Source organism: Asticcacaulis sp. P4_H10 (assembly GCF_056400965.1).
This window is the reverse complement of record NZ_JBFUKH010000005.1, coordinates 224312-249475: the sequence shown is the minus strand read 5'-3', so window position 1 is coordinate 249475 and position 25164 is coordinate 224312. Positions and strand designations below refer to the sequence as shown.

The 25164-nt window shown below is 61.2% G+C and carries 19 protein-coding genes and 1 other RNA gene; 6 read left to right on the top strand and 14 right to left on the bottom strand.

What is annotated here, in order from left to right:
* Positions 1-5: 5 nt before the first annotated feature.
* Positions 6-2534: a serine hydrolase domain-containing protein gene (locus AC1DON_RS11095; protein ID WP_476934863.1), complete on the bottom strand. Its 2529-nt coding sequence runs from the start codon at positions 2532-2534 to the stop codon at positions 6-8.
* Positions 2535-2641: 107 nt separating this feature from the next.
* Entirely contained in the window at positions 2642-3178 is a 537-nt protein-coding gene (locus AC1DON_RS11090) for an SspB family protein (RefSeq protein ID WP_476934862.1), read from the bottom strand.
* A 208-nt stretch (positions 3179-3386) separates the two neighbouring features.
* Between AC1DON_RS11090 and AC1DON_RS11085 the strand changes: the two genes are divergently transcribed.
* Positions 3387-4730, top strand: coding sequence for a methyl-accepting chemotaxis protein (locus AC1DON_RS11085; RefSeq protein ID WP_476934861.1), 1344 nt, complete (start codon positions 3387-3389; stop codon positions 4728-4730).
* An 84-nt stretch (positions 4731-4814) separates the two neighbouring features.
* Here the strand turns inward: AC1DON_RS11085 and ssrA are convergent.
* Positions 4815-5167, bottom strand: a transfer-messenger RNA (tmRNA) gene (ssrA, locus tag AC1DON_RS11080).
* A gap of 79 nt (positions 5168-5246) precedes the next feature.
* Here ssrA and AC1DON_RS11075 point away from each other — a divergent pair.
* Positions 5247-6086 (top strand): hypothetical protein, encoded by an 840-nt coding sequence (locus AC1DON_RS11075; RefSeq protein ID WP_476934860.1) that lies wholly within the window; start codon positions 5247-5249, stop codon positions 6084-6086.
* 23 nt (positions 6087-6109) lie between these two features.
* Positions 6110-7072, top strand: a complete 963-nt coding sequence (locus AC1DON_RS11070; protein WP_476934859.1) for a M23 family metallopeptidase — start codon at positions 6110-6112, stop codon at positions 7070-7072.
* Here the strand turns inward: AC1DON_RS11070 and AC1DON_RS11065 are convergent.
* Both AC1DON_RS11065 and AC1DON_RS11060 read right to left on the bottom strand, forming a co-directional pair.
* Positions 7069-7911 carry a methyl-accepting chemotaxis protein gene (locus tag AC1DON_RS11065; RefSeq protein ID WP_476934858.1) on the bottom strand — a complete coding sequence of 281 codons (843 nt, stop codon included), beginning with the start codon at positions 7909-7911 and terminating at the stop codon, positions 7069-7071. The genes AC1DON_RS11070 and AC1DON_RS11065 overlap by 4 nt on opposite strands.
* A gap of 146 nt (positions 7912-8057) precedes the next feature.
* On the bottom strand, positions 8058-9401 hold the full coding sequence (locus AC1DON_RS11060) for an MFS transporter (RefSeq protein WP_476934857.1): 1344 nt from the start codon (positions 9399-9401) through the stop codon (positions 8058-8060).
* A 546-nt stretch (positions 9402-9947) separates the two neighbouring features.
* On the opposite strand from AC1DON_RS11060, the gene AC1DON_RS11055 reads away from it, so the two are divergent.
* On the top strand, positions 9948-10709 hold the full coding sequence (locus tag AC1DON_RS11055; protein WP_476934856.1) for an alpha/beta fold hydrolase: 762 nt from the start codon (positions 9948-9950) through the stop codon (positions 10707-10709).
* 59 nt (positions 10710-10768) lie between these two features.
* Here the strand turns inward: AC1DON_RS11055 and nhaA are convergent, their stop codons facing one another.
* The 7 genes from nhaA to miaA form a co-directional block, all read right to left on the bottom strand.
* Positions 10769-11950, bottom strand: a complete 1182-nt coding sequence (gene nhaA, locus AC1DON_RS11050; RefSeq protein ID WP_476934969.1) for a Na+/H+ antiporter NhaA — start codon at positions 11948-11950, stop codon at positions 10769-10771.
* 85 nt (positions 11951-12035) lie between these two features.
* The gene (locus AC1DON_RS11045) at positions 12036-13850 is read right to left on the bottom strand and encodes an IlvD/Edd family dehydratase (RefSeq protein ID WP_476934855.1); all 1815 of its coding nucleotides are present in this window, start codon (positions 13848-13850) and stop codon (positions 12036-12038) included.
* Between the two features lie 12 nt (positions 13851-13862).
* Positions 13863-15053: an aldose epimerase family protein gene (locus tag AC1DON_RS11040; RefSeq protein ID WP_476934854.1), complete on the bottom strand. Its 1191-nt coding sequence runs from the start codon at positions 15051-15053 to the stop codon at positions 13863-13865.
* Between the two features lie 139 nt (positions 15054-15192).
* On the bottom strand, positions 15193-15993 hold the full coding sequence (locus tag AC1DON_RS11035) for a FadR/GntR family transcriptional regulator (RefSeq protein WP_476934853.1): 801 nt from the start codon (positions 15991-15993) through the stop codon (positions 15193-15195).
* 121 nt (positions 15994-16114) lie between these two features.
* Entirely contained in the window at positions 16115-18061 is a 1947-nt protein-coding gene (locus tag AC1DON_RS11030) for a S9 family peptidase (RefSeq protein WP_476934852.1), read from the bottom strand.
* A 65-nt stretch (positions 18062-18126) separates the two neighbouring features.
* The gene (locus AC1DON_RS11025) at positions 18127-20139 is read right to left on the bottom strand and encodes an alpha/beta hydrolase family protein (protein WP_476934851.1); all 2013 of its coding nucleotides are present in this window, start codon (positions 20137-20139) and stop codon (positions 18127-18129) included.
* 177 nt (positions 20140-20316) lie between these two features.
* On the bottom strand, positions 20317-21168 hold the full coding sequence (miaA, locus tag AC1DON_RS11020; RefSeq protein ID WP_476934850.1) for a tRNA (adenosine(37)-N6)-dimethylallyltransferase MiaA: 852 nt from the start codon (positions 21166-21168) through the stop codon (positions 20317-20319).
* Between the two features lie 76 nt (positions 21169-21244).
* Here miaA and AC1DON_RS11015 point away from each other — a divergent pair, with 76 nt between their 5' ends.
* Together AC1DON_RS11015 and AC1DON_RS11010 are read left to right on the top strand one after the other, a co-directional pair.
* Positions 21245-22339: an Mrp/NBP35 family ATP-binding protein gene (locus AC1DON_RS11015; protein WP_476934849.1), complete on the top strand. Its 1095-nt coding sequence runs from the start codon at positions 21245-21247 to the stop codon at positions 22337-22339.
* A 113-nt stretch (positions 22340-22452) separates the two neighbouring features.
* Entirely contained in the window at positions 22453-23772 is a 1320-nt protein-coding gene (locus AC1DON_RS11010; RefSeq protein ID WP_476934848.1) for a hypothetical protein, read from the top strand.
* Here the strand turns inward: AC1DON_RS11010 and AC1DON_RS11005 are convergent, their stop codons facing one another.
* Both AC1DON_RS11005 and AC1DON_RS11000 read right to left on the bottom strand, forming a co-directional pair.
* Entirely contained in the window at positions 23773-24303 is a 531-nt protein-coding gene (locus AC1DON_RS11005) for a dihydrofolate reductase (protein ID WP_476934847.1), read from the bottom strand. It abuts the gene before it with no gap.
* A complete protein-coding gene (locus tag AC1DON_RS11000; RefSeq protein ID WP_476934846.1) occupies positions 24300-25139 on the bottom strand; it encodes a thymidylate synthase in 840 nt (279 codons plus the stop codon). The genes AC1DON_RS11005 and AC1DON_RS11000 overlap by 4 nt, the downstream gene beginning before the upstream one ends.
* Between the last annotated feature and the right edge of the window lie 25 nt (positions 25140-25164).

Sequence of the window (25164 nt, the reverse complement as noted above, 5' to 3'; positions counted from 1 at the left end):
CCCCGTTAGCGGCTCCAGGCCGCAAGTCCGCCCCACATCGCGATGACGATGACGAACAGCAGCCAGTACAGCACCAGCGCCCCGTGCAGGTATTTGCGCCACAGCGGCCAGTCGTCGCCATAGCGGCCTTCGGCATAGACAAAGACAAAGGTCCCTGCCTGGAAGAGCGTGCCGATTGACGCCAGCAGCGCTACCCACGCAGCAACCTTGACCGGTGCCGCCGGCCAGTCACTAAACAGCGAGGTGGCATCGTCGGACAGGCCCTCCAACCACTGCCGGAAGACGAAGATCGACAGCAGCCACAGCGCCGCCAAACCCAGCGAGATGATGGTCGCGCGCGCCTGCCATTCGGTCGGGCGTTCATTGCGACCCGGGCGCAGCAGCAGCGAAGCAAACACGGCCAGGCAGCTTAAGCCCATGCCGATGGTGAGGTTGCGCACGAATTCCGGGCTATGGAAAAAGCCGACACGCTCATAGCGGCTCATATTGGTCGCGGTCTCGAAGGCGCCGACCTTCGTACCCTGGGCGTCGAACAGGAAGTGCAGGCCGCCGGTCTGCGACGCCGGGCCCGGATCTTCGCTGTCCTGCGGATTGAAGAAGCCGCGCGCGGTCGAGGGCACGAAGGCCGACAGGCCGTTGCGTGTTTTCAGGATAAGGCGGCCGTCGGCATCGACATCGACTTCGACCGTGTTGATCAGGCGGGTAATCGCACCCTCCAGCCCGCTGTAGGCGCGCCGCGTCGAGACATACTGGCCCTTGATTGCGTTGTAATAGGGCTTATTCCGCTCATAGGCCTGCTCAGGCGTCGGCGTCAGAGGTGGATGGGCGGGAATGCCGGCCAGATGCTCGATCAGCAGGTTGGGATAGGAATCGGCCAATGGCGCGCCGGTCTGGGTATTGGTGCTGATGAAGATGCCGATATTCAGTTCGGGCACCAGGACCATGTTCGCGTTGAACCACAGGGTCGAACCGGCATGGCCGATGGTCGTGTGACCCGACGGCGCCTCGCGGATCATCAGGCCCGACGCCCAGCCATTGTAGCCTTCCGGCATCTTGAGCAGAGGTGTGCGGAAGGCGCGGGCGGAATCGGCGTTGAACAGTTGCACGCCTTCGTACTGACCATTGCCGAGCATCAGCGACATGAAGCGCGCCATATCCTTGGCGGTCGATGAGGCGCCAAGCGCGCCCGACAGTGGTGCCGCGTGATCGAAAGGCTGGGGCTCAAAGGTCGCCCCATCCCACAGGAAACCTTGCGACAGGCCTTGCGCCAATCCGGTCGACATTGGCGGCGGCAGGTCTTCGATGTTCGATGCCGGCAGGGCGTAGGGCTCGCGCAGGGTGGTGTGATCCATGCCCAGCGGCTGAAAAACGCGCGCTTCCATCAGGCTGGGCACGTCCTTGGCCTGGGCGGTTTGGGTCAGGGCGCGTGCCGCCAGGGCCGGGCCGAAATTCGAATAGGAGCTGAACAGGCCGGGCTCGCGGACCCGCCGGGGCTTGTGCTGGCGGAAATAGCTGTCGGGCCCTTTCAGGTGCGTCGCATTCAGCTCGAACAGGTGGCCAAGGCTGGTGTCCTCGAAACCACTGGTATGGCTCATCAGCGCGCGAAGGGTCAGCGGCTTGTACTTGGTCCTGTCGTCATAGACGTCGGTGGCGACGTAGGTGCCGATCGGCGCGTCCATCTTGATGCGCCCGGCTTCCAGTTCCTGGCGCGCCACGACCCAGGTGAATGTCTTGGTGATCGAGCCCAGGCGGAACAGGCTGTTGGCGGCATCGACGCGCCGCGCCGGCGAGGTGCGGTCATAGCCATACCCCTTGACCAGGACAGGGGTATTGCCCTGGACGACCGCGACGGTGACGCCCATGACGTGATCGCGCTGCATAAGGGCGCGCACGACCGAGTCCGTAAAGGTCTCGACGTCTTCGGCGCTGATGGGCGTAGAGGCATCGTGCGCCAGAGGCGCCAGAGTGGTAGATGCCGGCAGGGCGGTCGGCGGCGGCGCGGCCATGGCGCCGGGAACGCCGTTCACTGTCGGGAAGGTCGCAGGCGCGCCAACTGGCTGAGGGGGCGCTTGCGGCGTTACCGGCGGTGTGACCGGAGCCGCGACGGGCTGAAGCGGTTTTTGCTGTTGCGGGACGACCGGCACAGGACGCGGCGCCAGACCGGTTACCGTCGGTGCAGGCGCGGCAGTCGTTGTCGTCGAGGTAGCGGGGCGCAGCGGACGCGGACGACGCGGTGCGGCTGAGATTGAACTGGACGATGACGCGGCTGCCGGCGCGGGTGCAGGTGCTGGAGTTGCAGCAGGTGGTGCTGCCGGCGCCGCTTGTGGCGCTGCGGGCTGGGCCTGCGGCACAAAAGGTTTGAGCTCGGGCAGGGGACGGGCATCTTGCGGCACAGCCGGCCCGGCAAATGCCAGGAGCGTGGTCAGGGTTGCTCCGGCCAAGGTGCGCATAAGCGAAAAACGGGCGAGCGATGAAAAACGGGTCTTCTCGATGCCAAAAGCCTTCTGGCCTGCCGTAAAACGCCGCAACTTCATGTGTTTTAAGGTCCGCTGCTCGTCCGCCAAATTGCGTCCAGTCCTGACCGTGAATCTATGCGATTCTGCTCGGTTTTACCCGACTTTTTTGGCGTTGCCGCCGAAATCTATTTCTTGCGAAACTGGTCGAGCGAAACGATCTTGGGTGCGTCGCTCCCATCCTTGCCGTCCCCATCCTTGCCGTCTCGGGCCTCCCCGGCGGTCGCGACCGTTTCATCTGCGTCGGCCTCGCCGGCTGACGGGTCGAGGTCCTGGGTCAGGACCGCCGCATCATCGGCTTCGAACTCCAGCATGAACTGGGCGTGCGGATCGTGGAAGCGCGAAATCGCCGCGTACGGCACCGTGAGAATCTTGGGCACGCCACCAAAGGTCAGGGTAACGCGCATGAAGTCTTCGGCCACGCGCAGGTCGCGGAACTGATGCTGCAGCACGATGGTGATTTCGTAGGGATAACGCGCCAGCAGGTCGTCCGGGATCGATACCCCGGTGCCGCGTGTCAGGAACGTAATATAGAAATGGTGCTCACCGGGCAGGCCTTCGGGAGACGCCGCACGCAACAGGGCCTGGCGGATCACGCCACGCAGCGCGTTCTGGGTGATGGAGGCATAGTCCATCAAATCGACAGGGACCTGGTCTTCGGACATGGGCGGCAGCATAAACCTGAAGGGATTGAAGCGAAAGCAGGCTTATCACGCAGCCTGGAAAACGGAACTAAAAAAAAGCGCCGCCGGACAAAAATGCGTGAGAGATATAAATCCATAAATTTAATAGGGTGATTAAATTTTATGATAACGATTGCGTAACTATGTTTGCCTAACGTGCGCAAGGTTGAGTCAATTCGGATTTGTAGCTATGGTAGAAATTTCGCACTCTGATCTGTCCAATGCATCACGTCTCGTTTTCGCACGAATTGGCCAAGCCGATATTGTGGAATTGCGGAAGGTTTGGCCGCTGATTTCCCCGAAAATCCCTGACCTTCTTAACGGCTTTTACCGCCATATTGCTGGTGAACCCAGTCTGGCGGCAATGATTGGAGAACAGACCGGACGCCTCAAAGGCGCCCAGACCCGCCATTGGGAGGCTCTTTTCACCAGCGGCTTCGACAACACCTACTTCGACAACGCGGTGGTGATCGGCCGCACCCACCACCGCATTGGTCTGGCGCCGCGGTGGTATATCGCGGCCTATCAGTACATGCTGGATGGTATTGTGGACATCGTCACTGCGTATCATCGTTTCAATCAGCCAGCCGCCAGCCGCGGGCTTATCGCCGTCAACAAGGCGATATTTCTGGATATGGACGTCGCGCTGTCGACCTATCAGGAAGCCAGCGAGGCGCACATCCGTGAACGCGCCAAGGCAACCGATGACGCCATCGATGCTTTCCGGGGTGAGTTCAGCGGGGCGGTCGAAAGCTTCAGCACCTCCGCGGCCGACTTGCAATCGACGTCGCACTCACTCAATGAGGCCGTCCAGCAGGCTCAGGCCAGTTCCCGCGACGTAGCGGTGGTCGCTGATACGGCGTCGAACGATTCGCAGTCTGTTGCCGCCGCTTCGGAAGAGCTGTCGAAGTCCATACAGGAAATCAGTGCCCAGCTTAACGGCGCCTCGCGCAATGTTCGCGATATCGTCCATATGTCTGAAGCTTCCAACACCGAAATCAAGCAGTTGTCAGGCGCGGTTGACAAGATCGGTGAAATTCTAGGCCTCATCCAGGGTATTGCGTCCCAAACCAACCTGCTGGCGCTGAATGCCACCATCGAAGCGGCGCGGGCAGGGGATGCCGGCAAGGGTTTTGCCGTGGTGGCTTCGGAAGTCAAACAACTGGCGGCCCAGACCGCGCGCGCGACAACGGAAATCGTCCGTCATATCCAGGACATCCAGACCTCGACTGAAAAGGCGGTGACGTCGAACCGTGACATCATGACCGCCATTCACGGGGTCGAAACGGCGACCACCTCCATCGCAGCCGCGATGGAAGAACAATCCACAGCGACCAACGAAATCTCCAGTCGTATCCAGCATGTCTCGGACTCGGCGTCCCAGTTGTCGGAACATATCTCCAGCCTTGATGCTACCGTGCGCCAGACACGCGAAGCCACGGGACAGGTAGGAGGTTCGGCCCTGGAGCTGGACGCTCAGTCGTCAGCCCTCAGCAATCATGTCGAACGCTTCTTCCAGCGCCTACGGGGGTAATTTCGCTCACGGCCATTCGCTGTCGCGCGCTGCGGCGGATGTCCGCTGGTGGGACACTTTGCGTCGTTTTGTGAATTGAGTGGAAGTGGCAGGCTTCTGTTGCAAGGCGCCTGCCGGGCCCCGCCTAGAGGGCTTATTCCCTAGGAGTTTAGTTGGAACTGCTTTACCGCATTACGCGGCGAGAGCGTGTTCCGAAGCGAAGTTATCGTTCGCATTTAAAAAATGGGCCGATCGCGGGAGCCCATGCCGAGGGAAAGCTTCACCTTTACACGCCTGTCGATGCTGATCGGCCCCATAAACCCAATAGCCGGGAGAGATGGTGGAGCCGCCGGGAATCGCACCCGGGTCCAGTTCGCTTATTACGTGGGCGTTTATCCCCATAGTCCGGTTGCCCGGACACGACCAATATAGTGCGTCCCGGCCACAGTTGAAAGCCCCCTGTGCATCATCATGGGGGATAGCGTTGTTATTTTGATGGCTGCATGGCATAGGTTAACAACCGTCAGGAGGGCTTGGGTGGCGATCGATCTGAAATCCATAGTGCGTCCCGCCGTCATCGTCGCAGGCATGGCCGTGGCGATGGTCGCCCTGGCCCAGGATCAGGGTGCGACTTCGGCCCTGATGCGCGCGCCGTCTCCACAGGTCCTGCCGCCGGCTCAGGTCGACTGGAAGGCCGTCTCGGACTTCTATGCCCGCAGCCAGCCGCCCCAGATGCCCTATTCGCGCGTCAAGGGCTTCCTGGCTGAGCGTAAAGGCCTGGATGTCCTTGAACTTCCTGTCCTCTTGCCCGGCCCCGGTAATGCCCTGCCCATGCAGGAAGCGCGTCTGGTGGCGTTGGGCGAAGTCTATGACGTCGTCGTCCAGCCGTCGGATCAACCGGGGCTGACCGTTACCTTCTCCGGCACGCGCGTCATGTCCGAAGCCCTGCCAGGCAGTCTGTCGCGCCAGAAGGCGCAGACGGTGGCGACCCTGGCCGGTCCCGAACGCGTGCTGATCGATGCCTCCGAAACGGGATGGAGCGCGTCCTTCGTGCGTTTCGGCGTCCTCTATTCGGTCGATATCACCTGCGCCAGCGACATGACGGCCTATTGGTGCGCCGACGACAGCCGCGTCCGCCAGCTGGTGGCGGCTTCGACCGAGGTCGTGCTGGGCGAAAACGCCGAAACGGCAATGAACCGTGCGGGCTTCAAGCTGTCGCGCAATCCGCCGCCGCAAAATCCAGCCGGTACGGCGCCCCTGAACCGGGCGGTGCTGGCGCCCGCCAAGGCGTTGACCAATGAGCAGGCGGTGGCACTGAAGCGCGCCCAAATAGCGAACGGTACTGCCAAAGCCGCCAACAACCCGAAACCGCAATAACCGGCCGTATGGAGAGCTGATACATGGCTGGCAGGAAAGACAATAATAGCGGCATACTGATCATAGCCTTGCTGCTGCTGATCGCGGCGGTTGCGGCCTATATCTTCTACGAACAATCCAAGCCCGATCCGGCCAAGCCCAACAATCCGGCCGGGCCAGGCGAAAGCCACGTCGTCGACAGCGCGGCGCTGGAAGCGAGCGCATCCGTCTCCGCCACGCCGACCGCGACGCCGGATGAGGCCGCAGCGGCGAGTGCCGCCGCAGCCGGCTTCAGCTACCTGCCCAATGCCGAGTATCGCCCCGCCGTCTGGGCCGGCAAGGCGACGGGCAAGGGCTATGGCGACTTCCGCAACTGGTCGGATGAGATGTGTTTCCCACTGGCAGACGCCGGTTATGCCAACAGCCAGGTCTACGGGCCGGGCGGCGGTGGCAACGGCTCTCCCGTATCCGGAGGCTACAGCCAGGCGCCCAACTTCGCCTATCCGTGGGCCGACAATTTCTGCGAATGGCGCGATCGCGCCACCGGCTATTGTTCGGGCGGCAAGGGCCATGCCGGCCAGGACATCCGCCCGGCTTCGAACGCGCCCGACACCTACTGGGCGGTGGCGGCGGAGGACGCGGTCTTCGTGTCGTATGACTATGTCACCTTGCAGATCCGCGGCACGAAAGCGCCATACCGCGTCTATAACTACCTGCACATGACGCCGTCCTCGATCCAGATTTCGGCGGTGCCCGGCAACAATACGGTCAGCAAAGGCCAGAAGCTTGGCAAGGTGTCGAACTATCTCAAGGTCACCGGCAAGGACGGCGGCGGCAATCCGATCTTCAGCCGTGCCACGTCGCTGCACCTGCATTTCGAGATAAAGTCGGCCCAGGCCGAAACCCTGAGCAACGGCACGATCATCGCGGCCAACAAGCCGGTGTCGCCCTATTCGGCGCTGGTCTTAAGCTATCAGCGCAAGCTGGGCGGGATTGGCTGTAATTAGTCCAACACCAGTTCACGCAGTTTCAGCTCAGCCTGACGCTCGGCTTCGCGCTGGGCGCGGGCCAGCCGTTCGGCTTCGACGGCGCGCTCCTTGAGCACGGCCAGGGCCTTCCACACGCTGGCAACCTCGTCCTTTGCTTCGCCGGCTTCCTTCTGGACTTCCAGCGGCAGTTCATAGTCGCCCCTGGAGGTGCGGATGATGGCCGAAGCCAGGGCGCGCAACGGCTTGGTGATAAACTCGGCTATGATCCACAGCGACAGGCCGGCCATCATGGCGATGCCGGCCAGGCAGGCCGCCAGGAATTCGAACGCGCGCTGGCGGTTGAACTGGTCGGCGCGCTGCTTGGCGATATTGAGCTCGTTCAGGGTCTGCTGGACGATGCCTTCGACCTTGCCCTGGAAGGCGATACGGTCGTTGCGCGACCCCGTGGACCTGGCGTAGGCGGCTTCCATTTTGCCGGAGCCCGCCAGTTGCGCGACGTCCCGGCGCAGGGCGATGAAGGCCGCGACGTCGCCTTCCATGCCCGAAACGAGGGAGGCTTCCTTGCCCTTCCACTGCCGCATCAGACCTTCGAGCTCATCGAGGTTGCGGTTCAGTCCGCCGACAAACCCCTGCAACTCGGCGTCGCTGCGGGCGATGTAAAGGCCGCGCGTTTCCATGACGACATTGCTGACCAGATGATTCAGGCGTTCGCCGCGCCAGGCATTTTCGTAGGCGCGGTCGTAGTCGCGCATCATGCGGTTGTAGTCGCCTATGGTCGTCAGGCCAAGAAATGTGACGACGAGGGCCATGGCGGCAAAGCAGCCGACAAGGGCGAGAATTCTGGCACGAATGGACACGGTACGCTCCTGGCAGACAAGTCTGTCCTGCCAGCATAGCGGGAAATTATAAGCAAAACGTTAGAGCCGCATCTCCAGGCTCGGGCAAACAAAAACCCGGACCGCGCCAGGCGGTCCGGGTTATGTTTTCAGTCGTGACGCGATGCTTACGACGCGACGCCATCCAGCTTGGTGGTGCGTTCCAGCTTGGGGCTGATCAGGTGGATGGCGATGACAGCGATCAGGTAGACCGAGCCGGCAATCCAGAAGATCGTCTTGTAAGACCCTGTCGTCTCCAGGATGAAGCCGACATTCTTGGACATCAGCATGCCGCCGATGGCGCCGCACATGCCGCCAAAGCCGATGACCGAGGCGACGGCCGCCCGCGGAACCGTATCCGAAGGGATGGTATAGACGTTAGCCGAGAAAGCCTGGTGCGCGGCCGTGGCGATGCCGATGATCAGGACCGCGGTCCATAGATCCTTGACGCCGTCGAGCAGGAAGACCGGCATGACGAACAGGGCAAAGATAAGCAGGGTCAGCTTACGCGACAGGTTGACGCTGACGCCAGCCTTGATCAGTGTCGAGGACAGCCAGCCGCCGGCGACCGAACCAACGTCCGACATCAGGTAGATGGCGATGATCGGCAGGCCGAAGCTCGACAGGTCCAGACCGTAGTTTTTCTTCAGCAGGTCCGGCAGCCAGAACAGCCATACCCACCAGATCGGATCGATCAGGAACTTGGCGATGGCGAACATCCACGTTTCCTTGACGAAGATGATCTTGCTCCACGGCACCTTGGCCGACTTGTCGGCCGGATCGCTCTGGATGAGGGCCAGTTCGGCAGCGTTGACCTTTGGATGCTCCTGCGGTCTGCGGTACATCAGCCACCAGGCGGCCAGCCAGATCATGCTGCCAAGGCCAGTGACGAAGAAGGTGGCGCGCCAGCCCCAGCCCAGGCCGTCCATCTGGACGTGGTAGCTGCCAAACGTCATGTTGACGCTGGCCAGGGTGATGAGCGGGACGGCGAACGGCGCGACGATGGCGCCGAGGTTCGAGCCGGCGTTGAAGATACCAACGGCCAGGGCGCGTTCCTTTTGCGGGAACCATTCGGCAATGGCTTTCAGGCTGGCCGGGAAGGCGCCCGATTCACCAATGCCCAGCGCGAAGCGGGCGACCATGAACTGGAAGGCGTTGCCGACGAAGCCGGTCAGGGTGTGCGAGATCGTCCAGATCGCGAAGGCGATGCTGTAGCCGGCGCGGGCGCCGATGCGGTCGATCAGGCCGCCAAAGGTAACGTAGCCCAGGGCGTAGGCTGTCTGGAACCAGAAGACGATGTCGGCATAGGTCGTTTCGGTCCAGCCCTGCTCAGGGCCGACCGTATCCTTCAGCAGAGCGAAGGTCTGGCGGTGGGTATAGTTGATGACCATCGCCAACAGGAGCAAGATACAGATAACCCATCTATACTTGCCCGGTTTCAGCGATGTCGCGGCGCTTGGGTCCTGCGGCATTCGTTTTCCCTATGTTTGCAACTTCTGTTGGCCTTTAATCCAGGTGTAACCTGTTTTTTTATGGCTGCATACTAGTCAGGAAATGACACCGGTGGCAAGTCAAATATAAAACAAAAATAGTGTAACAAATCATACAGTTGTTTCACTGGTAAAACCACTTTGCGTCAGCGATCAAGCCAAAATCCCGCGGGGCGGGAATCGTAATGTGAAGCTTCCTGCAGACTTTGCCGGGGCCCGGAGGTGATCGGTTTCCCGGTACGATTTGGCAGGCAGCGCTTGCGTCCTTGGTTAATCGGGCGCATAGTTAAACCTACGCGGGTAAAAAGCCCGCACAGGGGGAGCATGGCGGCCCGTCGGCCGCGATTTAATTGCGTGCCGCGTGAGAGCGATAAGGCCTGCACCCCACAAGCGGTTTCCGGTCATATTCGCGATAGAACCAGAGCACGGATCGGGGCGCAGCTTCCTGCCTTCCTTCGGTCCCGAATTCCCAAGTCCTCGTACCGCCCCGATCCGGGGTTCTTTTCAACCGAATGAACGGAGACGAGCATGCCCGATACCCTCGCAGCCCCGACAACCGGGGCCACCTATATCAGCCAGGACAGCCTGAAGATCTTTTACCGCTCTTGGTTACCCACGGGCGCGCCGCGCGGCGTGATCCTGTTGTGTCATGGCTTCAATTCCCACAGCGGCCAATATGGCTGGCTGGCCCAGCAACTGATTGTGGCGGGATTTGCCGTCTATGCCGGCGACATGCGCGGCCGCGGCCGGTCCGACGGCGAGCGGTTCTGGGTCGACCGGTTCAGCGACTATGTCGCAGATGTCGCAGGCGTGGCGGATATCGCGCGGGCCCGGCATCCGGCCCTGCCGTTGTTTGTCTTGGGGCACAGCGCCGGAGGCGTGGTCGGGGCGGCCTATGTCCTCGACAATCAGGACAAGGTGAAGGGCTTTATCTGCGAAAGCTTCGCCTATCGCGTGCCGGCCCCCCCCAGGGGGCCTGAGCCTGATCAAGTTGCTCAGCGGCGTGTTTCCGAAAGCACCGGCGCTGAGGCTCAACAATGCCCATTTCTCCCGCGATCCGGAGATGGTCAGGCAACTGAACAGCGATCCCATGACGCTGAACGAAACCCAGCCGCTGAAGACCGTTGCCGAAATGGTGCGCGGCGGCGACCGTCTGCGCGTCTCGTTCGGCAGGATCACCGTGCCGACCCTGATCATGCATGGCACCGCAGACAAGGCGACCCTGCCGTCCGGCAGCAAGGAGTTCTACCGGAACTCCGGCGCGACCGACAAAACCCTCAAACTGTATGAGGGCCACTATCACGACCTGTTTGCCGATAACGGCCGGGAGAAGGTGGCAGCTGAGACGATCAGCTGGATTGTCGGCCGTCTGGTTTGACACGATCAGGCCTGACCAGGCGGAACAGCAGATAGCCCGCCAGCCCGGACACAAGCGACCCCAGCAGGACGCCGGTCTTGACCGCGTCCTGCGCCTGTGGGGCGTCGGGGAAGGCCAGCAGTCCGATAAACAGGCTCATGGTAAAGCCGATGCCGGTGAGCACCGACACCGCATAGAGTTGCATCCAGCTTACGCCGTCGGGCAGGCGCGCCAGTTTTAGCCGGATCGCCAGCCACGACGCGGCGAAGACGCCGGCCTGCTTGCCCAGTACCAATCCGGCTGCGATGCCGAGCGGAATAGGCGCCAGCAGGGCTTCCGGCATAAAGCCGGCCAAGGACACTCCGGCATTGGCGAAGCCAAAGATCGGCACAATTAAGAACGCCACCGGCTTATGCAGCGTGTGTTCAAGTCGGATCAGCGGCGAATGGTGGTCGCCCTTCAGCGGGATGAACAGGGCCAATGCCACACCGGCCAAGGTGGCGTGGATGCCGGACTTCAGCACGAAGAACCACAAAGCGCCGCCGACCAGAAGGTACGGCCACAGGGCCCTGACTTTCAGGCGATTGAGTCCGAACAGCAGGCAGAGGCCAGCGCCGGCAAGACCTAGCCACAGCAGCGACAGTTCCGCCGTATAAAAGAGGGCGATGACGACGACGGCGGCCAGGTCGTCGATAATAGCCAGTGCGGTCAGGAAGATCTTCAGCGCCATCGGCACACGCGAGCCCAAAAGCGCCAGCACACCCAGGGCGAAGGCAATATCGGTTGCTGTGGGAATGGCCCAGCCACGCAGGGTTTCCGGCGTCGTGCGGTTGAAGAGGACATAGATGACTGCGGGCACGATCACGCCGCCGGCGGCTGCGATGCCGGGCAGGGCGCGGCGCGGCCAGTCTGACAACTGCCCCGTCAGCATCTCGCGCTTGATTTCCAGCCCGACCATCAGGAAGAAGACCGCCATCAGCGCGTCATTAATCCAGTGCAGGACGCTCAAACCTCCGACATAGATGTGCAGGGTGTGGAAGTAGGCGTCTGCCCATGGTGAGTTGGCGATGATCATCGCTACGGCCGCCGCGGCCATCAGGACGAGTCCGCCCGCCGCTTCGCTGTTCAGGAAGGCGGTGGTCATATTGATGGCTTTGCGGATGGCGTGCTTCATGGGAATGACCATAAAGCGTTTCCCGTCCGGACACAAAAAAATCGGCCCCGCGAGGAGCCGATTTTCCTGAAACTTGGTATTCGCTTTAGTGGTTGTCTCTCGGCAGGCCCATCGTCTGGGCGATGCGCTGGAAGTCCACCGCGTCTTCCAGGCAGGCGCCCGAACCCATCTGGCCGACATTGGCGCGCTGCATGGCCTGCCACGGAGTCTGGCTCTTCGGGAACTGGAAGCCGCCGGCGGCTTCGAGGGCCTCGCGGCGCGCCTTCAGCTCTTCGTCGCTGATCAGGACATTGACGCTGCCCTTGTTCAGATCGACGCGAACATTGTCGCCGCTCTTGAGCAGGGCCAGGTTGCCGCCTGCTGCCGCTTCCGGAGAGGCGTTGAGGATCGACGGCGAACCCGACGTGCCCGACTGGCGGCCATCGCCGATACAGGCCAGGCTGGTGACGCCGCGCTTGATCAGATAGGTCGGCGCGCGCATGTTCACGACTTCGGCCGCGCCAGGATAACCGATCGGGCCGGCGCCGCGCATGAACAGGATGCAGTGTTCGTCGATGCCGAGGCTCTCATCGTCGATGCGGTGGTGATAGTCTTCCGGACCGTCGAAGACGACGGCGCGGCCGACAAAGGCCTCTGGATCGTTCGGATTCGACAGGTAGCGTTCGCGGAACTCGGGCGAAATGACGCTGACCTTCATGACGGCCGAATCGAACAGGTTGCCGGACAGGACGCGGAAGCCCGCGCGGGTCTTCAATGGTTGGTCGAACGGCTTGATGACATTGGTGTCTTCGGTGACGGCGTCCTTGCAGTTCTCGCCGATCGAGGTGCCGGTGACGGTCAGAGCGTCTTCGATGATCAGGCCCTGGTTCATCAGCTGCTTGACGACCGCAGGCACACCGCCGGCATGGTGATAGTCTTCACCGAGATATTCGCCCGCCGGCATCAGGTTGACGATCAAAGGAATGTCTTCGCCGTATTCCTGCCATTCCTCGATCTTGAGGTCGACGCCGATGTGGCGCGCCAGGGCGTTGAGGTGGATCGGGGCGTTGGTCGAGCCGCCGATGGCCGAGTTGACGCGAATGGCGTTGATGAAGGCGTCCTTGGTCAGGATGTCCGACGGCTTCAGGTCTTCATAGACCATGTCGACGATGCGCAGGCCGGTCTTGTAGGCGCATTCCTGGCGATCGCGATGCGGCGCGGGAATAGCGGCCGAATAGGGCAACTGCATGCCGAGTGCTTCGGCCAGGCTGTTCATGGTCGTTGCCGTGCCCATGGTGTTGCAGTAGCCGGTCGACGGCGCCGAAGAGGCCACGAGCTTGATGAATCCCTGGTAATCGATCTCGCCGGCGGCCAGCAGCTCGCGCGCCTTCCAGACGATGGTGCCCGAACCGGTGCGCTGACCCTTGTACCAGCCGTTCAGCATCGGGCCGACGGATAGGGCAATGGCCGGGATGTTGACGGTCGCCGCCGCCATCAGGCAGGCAGGCGTTGTCTTGTCGCAGCCGATGGTCAGCACGACGCCGTCCAGCGGGTAGCCGTACAGGACTTCGACCAGGCCGATATAGGCCAGGTTGCGATCGAGACCGGCGGTTGGGCGCTTGCCGGTTTCCTGGATCGGGTGGACCGGGAATTCCAGAGGAATGCCGCCAGCCTCGCGGATACCGTCGCGGATGCGGTCGGCAAGGGCGAGGTGGTGGCGGTTACACGGGCTGAGGTCCGAGCCGGTCTGGGCAATGCCGATGATCGGCTTGCCAGACTGAAGCTCCTCCAGCGACAGGCCGAAGTTGAGGTAGCGCTCGAGATAGAGCGCGGTCATGTCGGCGTTCGACGGGTTGTCGAACCACGCGCGCGAACGCAAGGGAACTTTAGGCGTGCGCGAGGGCTTGCTGGAGGAGGTCATCAGGTCTTGGACTTACTTTATGGTGTAGAAGTGGTGGACGGTGGTCTGGGTGTATGTCTGGCCTGGGTCCAGACGGGTCGTCGGATAGGCAGGGTGGTTCGGGCTGTCCGGATAGCGCTGGGCTTCGAAGGCGACAGCCTGGTACTTGACCAGCTTTTGTGCGCCCTTGCCGGCAACGGTACCGTCCAGGAAGTTGCCGGTATACATCTGGATGCCCGGCTCGGTCGTCGAGATGGTCATGCCGCGTCCCGAGGTCTTGTCCTCGAGGGTGACAGCCAGCTTCGGCGTAGCCGTGACACCGCCACGGATGATGTAGTTGTGGTCGATGCCCTGGTTGCCGATGATGATCTGCGGGTGGTTCGACGTAACGCGCTCGGAGATCAGGGCCGGCGTGTTAAAGTCGAACGGCGTACCCTTGACCGGCAGTTCGGCGGTCGGGATCAGTACCTTGTCGACCGCCAGGATGGCGTCGGACTCGATCTTGACCGTGGCGTCGGTGGCCAGACGTGTGACCGGCACGCCGCCCAGGTTGAACAGCGAGTGGTTGGTCATATTGACCACGGTCGGCTTGTCCGTCGTTGCCTTGTAGCTGATCGTCAGGTCGTTGTTTTCATTGAGCGTGTAGGTGACCTCGGCCGTAACCGTGCCGGGATAGCCTTCTTCGCCGTCAGCCGAGACGTATTGCAGGGTGACCGAAGCGGCATCGGCGCCGGACTTCACGTCCTTGATGGTCCAGTTGCGCTTGTCCCAGCCCTTGACGCCGCCATGCAGAGCCGTGGCGCCATTGTTGTTCTTGGCGAGAGTGTAGGTTTTGCCGTCGAGCGTGAACTTGCCGCCGGCGATACGGTTGGCGTAACGGCCGACGGTGACGCCCGTATAGCCCGGTGTCTTTTCATAGCCTTCGATCGTATCATAGCCGATGACGATGTCGGCGGCCTTGCCGGCATTGTCCGGCACCATCAGGTCCTGCAGCGTGGCGCCGTAGGAGATGACGCGGGCGGTGACGCCCTTGGAATTCTTCAGTTCAACAGCCTGGACCTTGGTGCCGTCCGACAACGCGCCCCATTCGGCCTGCGTCGCCGTGGCGCCAGCGGCGGCTTCGGTCTTTTCGGCGGGCTTGGAACAGGCGCCGAGGGCGATCAGGGCGCTCAACGTACCGACAAGGGCAGCCTTCCTGAAGGCTGCGGTGGAGGTCATCATCATGGTGGCGGTCACTCCTTGAGATTGCGCTCCGCTCTTCCGGCGGGCGGAGTCACGTCATAACCCCCACCCATTGGTCAGACAATATAAAAATACTATATATCGCCGCTTGAGATCGCTTTTTGAGACTTTCGCGCCAATCTCAGTGCGCAGCGGCCTTTTGTGTGTCCTGAAGCGCCATGCGGATGAGTGATTCCATGCACCACCGCGCCGCGCTGCCGTCACCTGCCGCAATGGCCTCGAACACCCGCTCGTGGTCGGGGACAGGATCGCGGGTCAAGGCGTTATGGCGCGCCTTGTACCGGGTCGTCCAGGCGACCGCCGCTTCAATGGAACTCGACAGCGATACCAAGGCTTCGTTCTGGGTTGCGCTCATCAGCGTGCGGTGAAACTCGCGGTCAGCCTTGCGTCCAGCCTCGGTTTGCAGGGTTTGCTGCGCCATGATGTCGAGCGAGTTGCGCATGGAGGCTATGTCGGCGTTGGTCCGGCGCTGGGCAGCCAGATCGGCGGCCGCCGGCTCGGTGATCAGGCGCAGTTCAAACAACGCCTTGATGAAATCCTGACTCGGCTCGGTGTCGAACATCCAGCCCAGGACTTCGGGATCGAGCAGGTTCCAGCGGGTCCGTTCTGTCACGCGCGTGCCTGTCTTGGGGCGGCTTTCGACCATGCCCTTGGCGGCCAGGATACGGATGGCTTCGCGATAGGCCGAGCGTGAGATGTCGAGAGACGACGAGGAATCGATTTCGTTCGGCAGGGTCTCGCCGGACTGGTAGACGCCGCGCAGGATATCGACACCCAGGCGGTAAGCCAGGGCGCCATGGATGCGGCCCTGGTTCTGATAGGGTGGATTTTGTGACAGCGTAGGGTCGCTGCGCAGCGGGCGTGCGGCACTGCCCTTCAGGCGGCCGGAAGGCGGGGGCAAGATCGCGGACGGCTTTTTCATCTCGTTGTCATGCCACCTAAGGGACGGTTTGACAAAGCAATTTTCACCAAAGGTTCAGCCAACCCCTTCTTTTGTCTGAGTAAAAATTTTGTCCAGTCACGATATATAGGCCGTAATCGCCCTATGCCGGGTTGTTCTTCTGCAGGAAGGTGGTGACGTGATTTATGAACTCAATTCGCGACTTCTCGACCAGATGCCAGTTGTCTTCGGCCTTGAACTCAATGAACTCATGTGGCTTGCCAGCAGACTTCAGTGCGCCGGCCATCTTGCGGCTTTGCTGAATGTCTATACCGCTCTCCTGCTCACTGTGGATCAGCATGACGGGCACGGCCACCTTGCTGGCGTTCCGGGCAGGTGAGATCGCGGCCAGGTCTGTTTTTTCGCCGACCAGTTTGCGGAAATAACGATAGGACGGATCCGCATCATCGCCGACATTGGTCAGGCGATAAAGCTCCATGTCGCTGATCCCCGCCGACGAAATGGCGCAGTTGTAAATGCCGGACGCCAGGGCAACGCCCGCCAGCGCCGCATAGCCGGAATAACCGTTATTGCCAAATATTGCCACACGCGCCGGATCGACGATGCCCTGTCTGACGAGATGGGCGACGCCATCGGACAGGTCAGTCAGCATCTTGCCCGCCCATTCGCCGTTGCCGGCAGCGATGAAGGCCTCACCATAGCGGGTCGAGCCGCGATAATTCGGCTGTAATACAGCGTAGCCCTTTGACGCCAGGGCCTGAACGATCCACTCCAGGTCCAGGCTATCATTAAACGCCGGGCCGCTATGTGGATAGACGATCAGCGGCAAGCGCTTCGGGTCCTTGTTGGGGGGCAAGGTCAGATAGGCCGGGATATCCAGCCCGTCGGCGGCCTTGTAGGTAATGGCTTGCTTCTCAGTGACCCATTCGAGCGGAATTTGCGGATAGCAGGCGCCGATTTCCAAAGGCTTGTTGGTAGCGAAGTCGACATAGTAATAGGTGCCGGCGTCGTCCGGCCCTTCGCTGTAAAGAATGGTCTGCTTCGGATTGTCGCCCGTGTCTGTAATAAGCATCCGGTATTCACCCATTGCGGCCTGTGCCTTGCCGGCAATGTCGGCCCAGGCCGGGTCACTGTACTCGTAGCGTGGCCAGCCATCTCTCCGTATGAAGCCATTGTGGCGATAGGTCAGCGGGTCATGCGTGGGGGAGCGGTTGGTGCCGTGTTCGACGATGGGCGCCGAGACAATGCCATCCGGGGAAAGTTGATGCAGATCACTGATCTCCCCCTTACCGGGAATTGAAACGATCAAGCTGGCGCCGTCGGCGGCCATGCACCAAAGGACCGGAAAATTGCGCTCGACGGTGTAGCTGTAGATTTCCTTCCACGCGCCATTCTTGCGGTAATCTATACTCCAGCGTTTGCGCCGGTAGTCGTAGCAGGTCCGGGCCAGCAGTTCGCCTTCCGGCGTCACCGTCCAGCTAAAGGCGTTGGACGCGAAGTCCATTTCCCAGGATTTGGTGCCATCCAGATCGAAGCGGTAAAGGTGGACATAATCGTCATTGCTGTCTTTTTTGCTCGACAGAGCGACAAGTTGCGTCTTGCCTTCGTGCCGTATCTTCATCGGATAGTCGTACACGAATACGTTAAACACCGGCATGTTGGAGAACAGTACGTTCTGGGTGCCAGTGGCGAGGTTGAAGACCGTCGCCACCATGCGCTGTCCCTTATAGCCGCCGCCGGTCGTATAGCGCGCCGCCATAAGGGCCGTCACCAGTATGTGAGTCTCGTCCACCCAGCTAATGCTGGAAACATCAGAATTGCCCATATTGATGGACCGGGCATTTTCGGACGCCAGGTCCATGGTATAAAGATACTTTACGGCATCCTTTTCGGTCATGTAGCAAATCTGCTTGCCGTTGGGGGACAGGCGGACATAACGCAGGGCATTGGGTTTGGCCCAGTCCGCGGGGCTGGGCGCTGGCGGAAACGCAGGCGCGGGCTGAGCCCACAGCGTTGCAGGCTGTGCCGCCATAAGAATGCCGGCGCTTCCGGCTGCCAGCAGGTGACGTCTATCTATAGTATCGGTCATGGTGTCCCCCAAAGTTCTTCGCGGCAACCTTACCGGGTATGCTTGCGAGCGCAATGATTTTCAACCTAATCGGCCGGATTATGCTTCTGCAGGAAACTCAAAGCGGCCTCCATCATCGCGACGCGCGCGGTGCCGCGGGTTTCCCAGTGGTCCTGGCCCTTATAGGTGACAAATTCGACCTCTTTGCCAGCGACTTTCAAAGCTTTTTCCATGCGCTTGCTCTGCTCGATGGGGACGATGGTGTCATCGGTGCCGTGCAACAGCAGGATAGGGCAGGATGCTTTCGCAGCCTGTTTGACTGGAGAGATATCGTCATAGGTTTTGCGCTCGCCCATGCGGGTCTTCCAGATCAGGACCGAGGTCTCGCTGTCGCCCGTCTGCGTGTCGACATAGTCGATGAAACTCTTGGGATCGGTGACGCCGGCCACGGAAATTGCGCATCGGTAAATGCCAGGATCCAGTGTAGCGCCAGCCAGCGCCGCATAGCCGCCATAGGACGCGCCCATGATGGCAACGCGCTTCGGATCGACAATGCCCTTGGCCGCCAGATGGTGGACACCGTCGGAGATATCGGTCTGCATCTTCCGGCCGAATTCGCCATCGCCCGCGGCGGCGAAGTCACCGCCATAACCACTGGAGCCGCGGAAGTTCGGTTGTAGAACCGCGTAGCCGTGGGCAGCCAGAACCTGGGCCTGCCAATCGAAATTAATGCGGTCGCGGGCATATGGACCGCCGTGCGGCAAGGCCACCAGTGGCAGGTTTTTGCCATCCTTGAATGGCGGCAGGGTCAGATAGCCACGAATTTCCAGGCCGTCCGCCGCCTTATAGGAAATGGCTTGTTTTTCCGTGATCCATTCTTCCGGCAGGTCTGGATAATTGACCGCCACGGAAATGATGTCACCATTGGTAAAGTCACAGAAGAAGTAGCTGCCTGCGTCTCTGGCGTCTTCGGTATAGAGGATCATCTTCCGAGGATCTTCGGCATAGCTCTCGATGCGTGCACGCACGCCCTGGCCCAGGGCCTCGGGAAGTGCGTCATAGAGCTTCTTCATCAAGGGGTCGGTCCACTCATAGGTGAACCAGTCGTCATTGCGACTGAAGCCGGCCAGCCGCGTTGTCGTCGGGTGAAAAAGTGCACTGCGCGGCTTGTCGGCGCCGTCGGGATCAAGGGCTTCGCTCAAGACGCCGGCGGCCGAAATTTCGCGGAAACCGATCTGGTCTTCATTCTCACCGACATAGGTCCGGATCAGCACTGAATTGCCGTCGCGGCCCAGGCCCAACAGGTCAGGGTAGCTGATGGCCTCGCCCTTCTGGCTGTAGATACGTTTAAAGTCGGTCTTGCCCTTCTGAAGCGCGGTATTGAAATAAAGCTCCCACAGCTTACGGGTATCGTCGAAATCGGCGTAGGCGACAGGGCGGCCGTCGGGCGTGACAACGAATTCCTGGGTTGTCCGATTGCCGCTTATGAGCTTTTTGCCCGTTTCGGTATCGAACCCGAAGCTATAAAGATAAACTTCGTATCCCTCGGACATGAGGCGGTTAGATGCCGTGACGCGGTATTCGCCATCGACCTTGATACGCTGCATGTGGCCAAAGACGATCCCGTAGAAGTTATCCTCGCGCGAAAAAAAAGTCCGCACCTTCAAGGTCTCAAGGTCGATGCTGCGGCCCACAAGGAATTCATGCCGTCCGCCGGCAAACATTGGCAGGCTTGTCGTCGTCGATGTCGTCAATACGACGTGGTTATTGCTGCCCCACATCATGTCGCGGACCTTGGCGGGCCCCAGGCCGATGTTCTTTATCTTCTGGTCGGCAACGTCGAAATACATCAGGTAGTTGTTGTCGTTCCTTTGCGTCACCACGGCGACGCGCTTGCCGTCTGGAGACAAGGCAATATGATCGACAACCGGCGTCTGTGCGTAGATGGCGACAGGCGGTCTCGGCGTCGTAGGCACAGCCGGCTTGGTTGGTGCAGTGGTGTCTGCGGTTTGCGCCTTCGCAAACCCAGGTAAGGCGGCGGCTGCCGTCAGGGCTGCGGTCACGCCAAGGACGCCGCGACGCGTAACAAGCTTCAACATTTCAGATAATCTCCCCCAAACGCCTCGGCAAAGAGTAGCGCGATGCGTGCGCCTTCGCAAGATTCGCCCGAGCCGTCGGAGACAGGAAATTATACGGCAGGATTATGTGGCTGTCTCAATGCGCGCGATCCATGTGCACTCAGTATTCCACCCCCTTGCACGTGATGGATGGGCGTATCAGTTGAACTGGTTCCTAAACCAGGTCATCTGCCGCTTGGCGTAGTTGCGCGTTTTTTGCCGCGCCAGTTCCAGCGCCGCGTCCAGAGTCATCCGGTCTTCCAGATGGGCAGCAAACTCGCCGAGCCCCAGCACGCGCATGATTGGCCAGTCTGGACGCAGGCCGCGCTCCATCAGGTCGCGCACCTCGTCGAGCGCGCCATTGTCCAGCATTGCCTGAAGCCGCTCGTCGCAACGGGCATACAGCCGGTCGCGATCCGGCGTCAGAATTTCCAGTTCGTAGGAAGTGTCGGGCAAGGCGGGCGTCGTGCGATCCTGCCATTCGCTCAAGGCGATACCAGTTTGCAGCCACACCTCCCAGGCGCGAGTCAGGCGCTGTCGGTCATTGGCGAGGATGCGTGTCTCGGAACGTGGGTCGGCATGTTTCAGCTTTTCGCGAAATATTGTCTCACCCATGGTCTCATAGTCGCTGCGCGCCCGTTCCCGGATGGGCTCGTCAATTTCAGGAATCTCGGCCAGGCCGTGCACCAAGCTGTTGAAATAGAGACCGGTGCCGCCGGTGACGCAGACCGGCCGCCCGCCGTCGCGCGCCGCGTCAAGAATGGGCAGGGCGGCGCGCAGCCATTCACCCGCCGACCACAGGGCGTCGGGCGGCAAGTGGCCATAGAGGACGTGCTCGGCCCTTGCCATGTCGGCGGCGTCCGGCCGTGCCGTTAGAATCGGGACATCCGTATAGAGCTGCATGGAATCGGCATTGAGGACCAGGCCACCGGTCTTTTCGGCCCAGTCCAGCGCCTTGGCGGACTTGCCAGATGCCGTCGGCCCGGCCAGCAGATAGATCGGTGCGGACACGGCGGATTAGCCCTTTCAAGCGCATCTTAAAGCGCCTATGTGACGGGCGAATTTACCAGCGTCAAGAAAGTCTGAGATGCTCGACCGCGATACTGTGCTCAAAGAATTGAACCGCATCACCGATCCGGCCACGGGCCGGGGGCTCAGTGATGCCGGCATGGTGCGTGGGCTGGTGGTCAGCGAGGACCGCGCCGGCTTCATGCTGGAAGTGCCGCAGGACCTGGTGGCGCGCTACCAGGCGGTCCAGCAGGCGGCCGAAAAGATCCTCTCCGGCCTGCCTGGCATCCAAAAGGCGCAGGTCGCCCTGACCGCCGAAGCGCTTGGTACGCCGCCACGCGCAAAGTTGTCGGATCGCGCCGTCAATGACGGCAAGCCGAAGGCGCCGGTGGCCTCGGCGCGCCCCGATCATGTGCGCCACGTCGTCGTCGTCGGATCGGGCAAGGGCGGTGTTGGCAAGTCGACCGTATCGTTGAGCCTTGCGCTCGGTCTTGCCGCAAACGGAATGAGCGTCGGCTTTCTCGATGCCGACATCTATGGCCCATCGGCGCCGACTCTCCTAGGCTTGCGCCGGCCGCCGGAGTTCGGAGATGACAAGAAGATGGTGCCGTTCGAAGTCTTCGGCATCAAGGCCAATTCGGTCGGCTTTCTGGTCGATGCCGACCAGGCCATGATCTGGCGCGGGCCGATGGCATCGCAGGCCCTGACCCAACTCCTGACCCAGACGCGCTGGGGAACTGAAGAGGCGCCGCTCGATGTGCTGATCGTCGACCTGCCGCCCGGCACCGGGGACGTACAACTGACCCTGACGCAGAAGACGGTGATCGACGGGGCGGTCGTGGTGTCGACACCGCAGGAAATGGCTCTGTCGGATGCGCGTCGCGCCATCACGCTATTCGAAAAAACCGGAATCAAGGTGCTCGGCGTTGTCGAGAATATGGCCTATTTGAAAGGCCCTGATGGTTCGGAGATGGAAATCTTCGGCCGTGGCGGCGCGAAAGCCATGGCGGAACAGGCGGGTGTCGCCTTCTTTGGGGAAGTGCCGCTCGATCCCGCTCTGCGCCGGGGCTGCGACGAAGGCCAGCCTGTGGTAGCGGTTGACCCCGATGGCGATGTCGCGGCCAGGTTCCGTGCAATGGCCGTAGCCATCCAGAACACGTTCAACGCAGGCTAGGCACCAACTAAGCGAACTTCGTTATTTACGAATGTGATTGAGTACGCGTATTATGGCGGTGTTTTTACACCGTTTATTTCCGCTATTTCATAAAGCCTGGGGAGGCTATCACCATGCGTTCGTCCTCGCGCGTCGCCGTCAGCCTGATCGTTCTGTCGCTTTTTGCCGGTCAGGCCGGTGCTGTATCAAAGCCCGCGGCCAAATCGGCTGCCAAACCCGCCGCCGCCGGAAAGCCTGCTGCCAAGCAGATCGTCACGGGCCCCGTCACCACCTACTGGGTCGATACCAAGACCAATTCCGGCATGACGCTTGGCGGAGCAGGCGGCAAGCCGTCGATGGGCGCGATCATGAACATGATGAAGGGCGGCGACAATGTTTCGCACTCCCTGAACCTGCGTCTGGGATCTACCAATGCCGCCCCGGCAGAAGCGGTCGGGACGCACCTGCCGCCTGTGGGACTGAATGGCGGCAAGCCTCTGCCGCTCTACTGGAAGCCGGCGAAGGCCGGACCGGTCGAGACGCCTGAGCACGCGGCGCCCTCAACCTATGAACCGCCAAAGGGCAAGATCCTGATCTTCTGGGGCTGTGGCGACCACGCGCCGAAGAACCAGCCTGTCGTGCTCGACCTGTCGAAACTGACCGACCCGGCGGCGCGTGTTGAGATGCTGAAGCAGATGGTCCCGGCAGGCAGCCTGACACTCGACAATGTCGTCGGGCCGCTGCCGTCAACCTCGAAGGGCTACACCGAATGGCCCAATGCCAAGAACACGAAGCTGTTCGAAGGTGACGATTCGATCGTCGGCGCCCATACGGTCAAGGCGGCTTTTAGCCCGGACGTGAACTTTACGCTCGACCAGTCACAGGACTTCCTGCCGCCGGTCAATGTCACCGGCAACAACAAGAGCGCTTCGGGCTCGGTGCCGCTGGCTTGGTCGCCGATGGCGCGGTCCAAAGGTTTCATCGTCACGGCCGTTGGTGGGGGCCAGGACAATACGGTGGTGATGTGGACGTCGGCCGAGATGCAGACGGCATTCATGGGGCTATCGCCGGAATATCTGACGGCCAATGACGTCGAACGCCTGCAGGCCAAGAAGGCCCTGCTACCGGGATCGGCGACGGGCTGCACCGTACCGGCGGAGGTCGGCAATGCCGCCCAAGCCTTGATGTACGGTGTGACGGCGTATGGCGGCGACACGGTTCTGTCGTATCCGCCGCGTCCGGAGGATGTGAATACGCCGTGGAATATCCAGTGGCAGACCAAGGTGCGTTACCGCTCGACGACCGGTGGCCTGCTCGGCCAGGATATGGGCATGGCTGCGGCGTCGCAAGACAATGGCAAGACGGGCGAAAAGTCCGGGGATAAGAAAAAGAAGAAGAGCGGCATGTTCGGCGAACTCGTCAAGCAGGGCCTGGGCGGCGGCTTGATTCCGTAATCAGGCCTTCCGGTCGTAAACCTTGAGCGTCCAGGCGTAGTCATCGCCCTCGGCTTTTTCGAACGCCTCTTCGGAGCTTAGCGTCCATTGGCTGTCGTCGATCGCCGGAAAGAATGTATCACCTTCGACCGTCGCATGGACCTGGGTCAGGTAGATGCGCCCAGCCTTGGGCAGTAATTGTTCGAAGACATTGGCGCCGCCGATGATGCAGATCTCGTCGGCGCCGTCATCGACGGCGTGTTCACGGGCGATATCGAGGGCTTCGAACAGGGTGTTGCAGACGATGCCGCCTTCGGCTTCGAACTTGAGATCGCGACTGAGCACCAGGTTCAGCCGGCCGGGCAGGGGCTTGCGCGGCAGCGAGTCCCAAGTGTTCGAGCCCATGATGATGGGCTTGAACTGGGTGATTTCCTTGAATTTCTTCAGGTCCGAGCGGATATGCCACGGCAGTCCGCCGTCCTTGCCGATGACCCGGTTTTCGCTCATGGCAACGACTAGGGCGAGGCGGACCTGTCTACCGGCGAGGCTCATACCGCCACCGGCGCCTTAAGCGCGCCGTGTGATTGATAGTTTTCAATGGCGAGGTCCGTGTAATCAAAGCCGAACAGGTCGGTCTTTGGCGCCAGTTTCAACGTCGGGAAGGCCATCGGCGTCCGCGTCAGCTGGGTCGTCGCCTGCTCGACATGGTTCAGATAGAGGTGCACGTCGCCGAAGCTGTGCACGAAGTCGCCGGGCTCTAGGTCTGCGGCCTGCGCCACCATGTGGGTCAGCAGGGCGTAGGAGGCGATATTGAACGGCACGCCCAGGAAAATATCCGCCGAACGCTGGTAAAGCTGGCAGGACAGCCGGCCATCGGCGACGAAGAACTGGAACAGGCAGTGGCACGGGGGCAAGGCCATGTCGTCGACCTCAGCCGGGTTCCAGGCCGAAATGACGTGGCGGCGCGAATAGGGATTGGCCTTAAGATTGCGCACCAGATTGCTCATCTGATCGATGATTCGACCGTCGGGCGCGGCCCAGGACCGCCATTGCTTACCATAGACCGGGCCCAGATCGCCGTTTTCATCGGCCCATTCGTCCCAGATGCTGACGCCGTGATCGTGCAGATATTTGATATTGGTGTCGCCACGCAGGAACCACAAAAGCTCGACCGCGATCGACTTGAAATGCACCTTCTTGGTCGTCAGCAGCGGAAAGCCTTTGGCGAGATCGAAGCGGATCTGCCGTCCGAATAGGCCCAGGGTTCCTGTGCCCGTCCGGTCTTCGCGCCGGACCCCATTGTCCATGATATCGCGCAACAGGTTGAGGTACTGGTATTCCGGGTGATCAAACATGCGTCCTGGCCTCTTGCCCTCGCTCCTGCCCATGTCATGGGAAGCGGTGGAGGGGTAT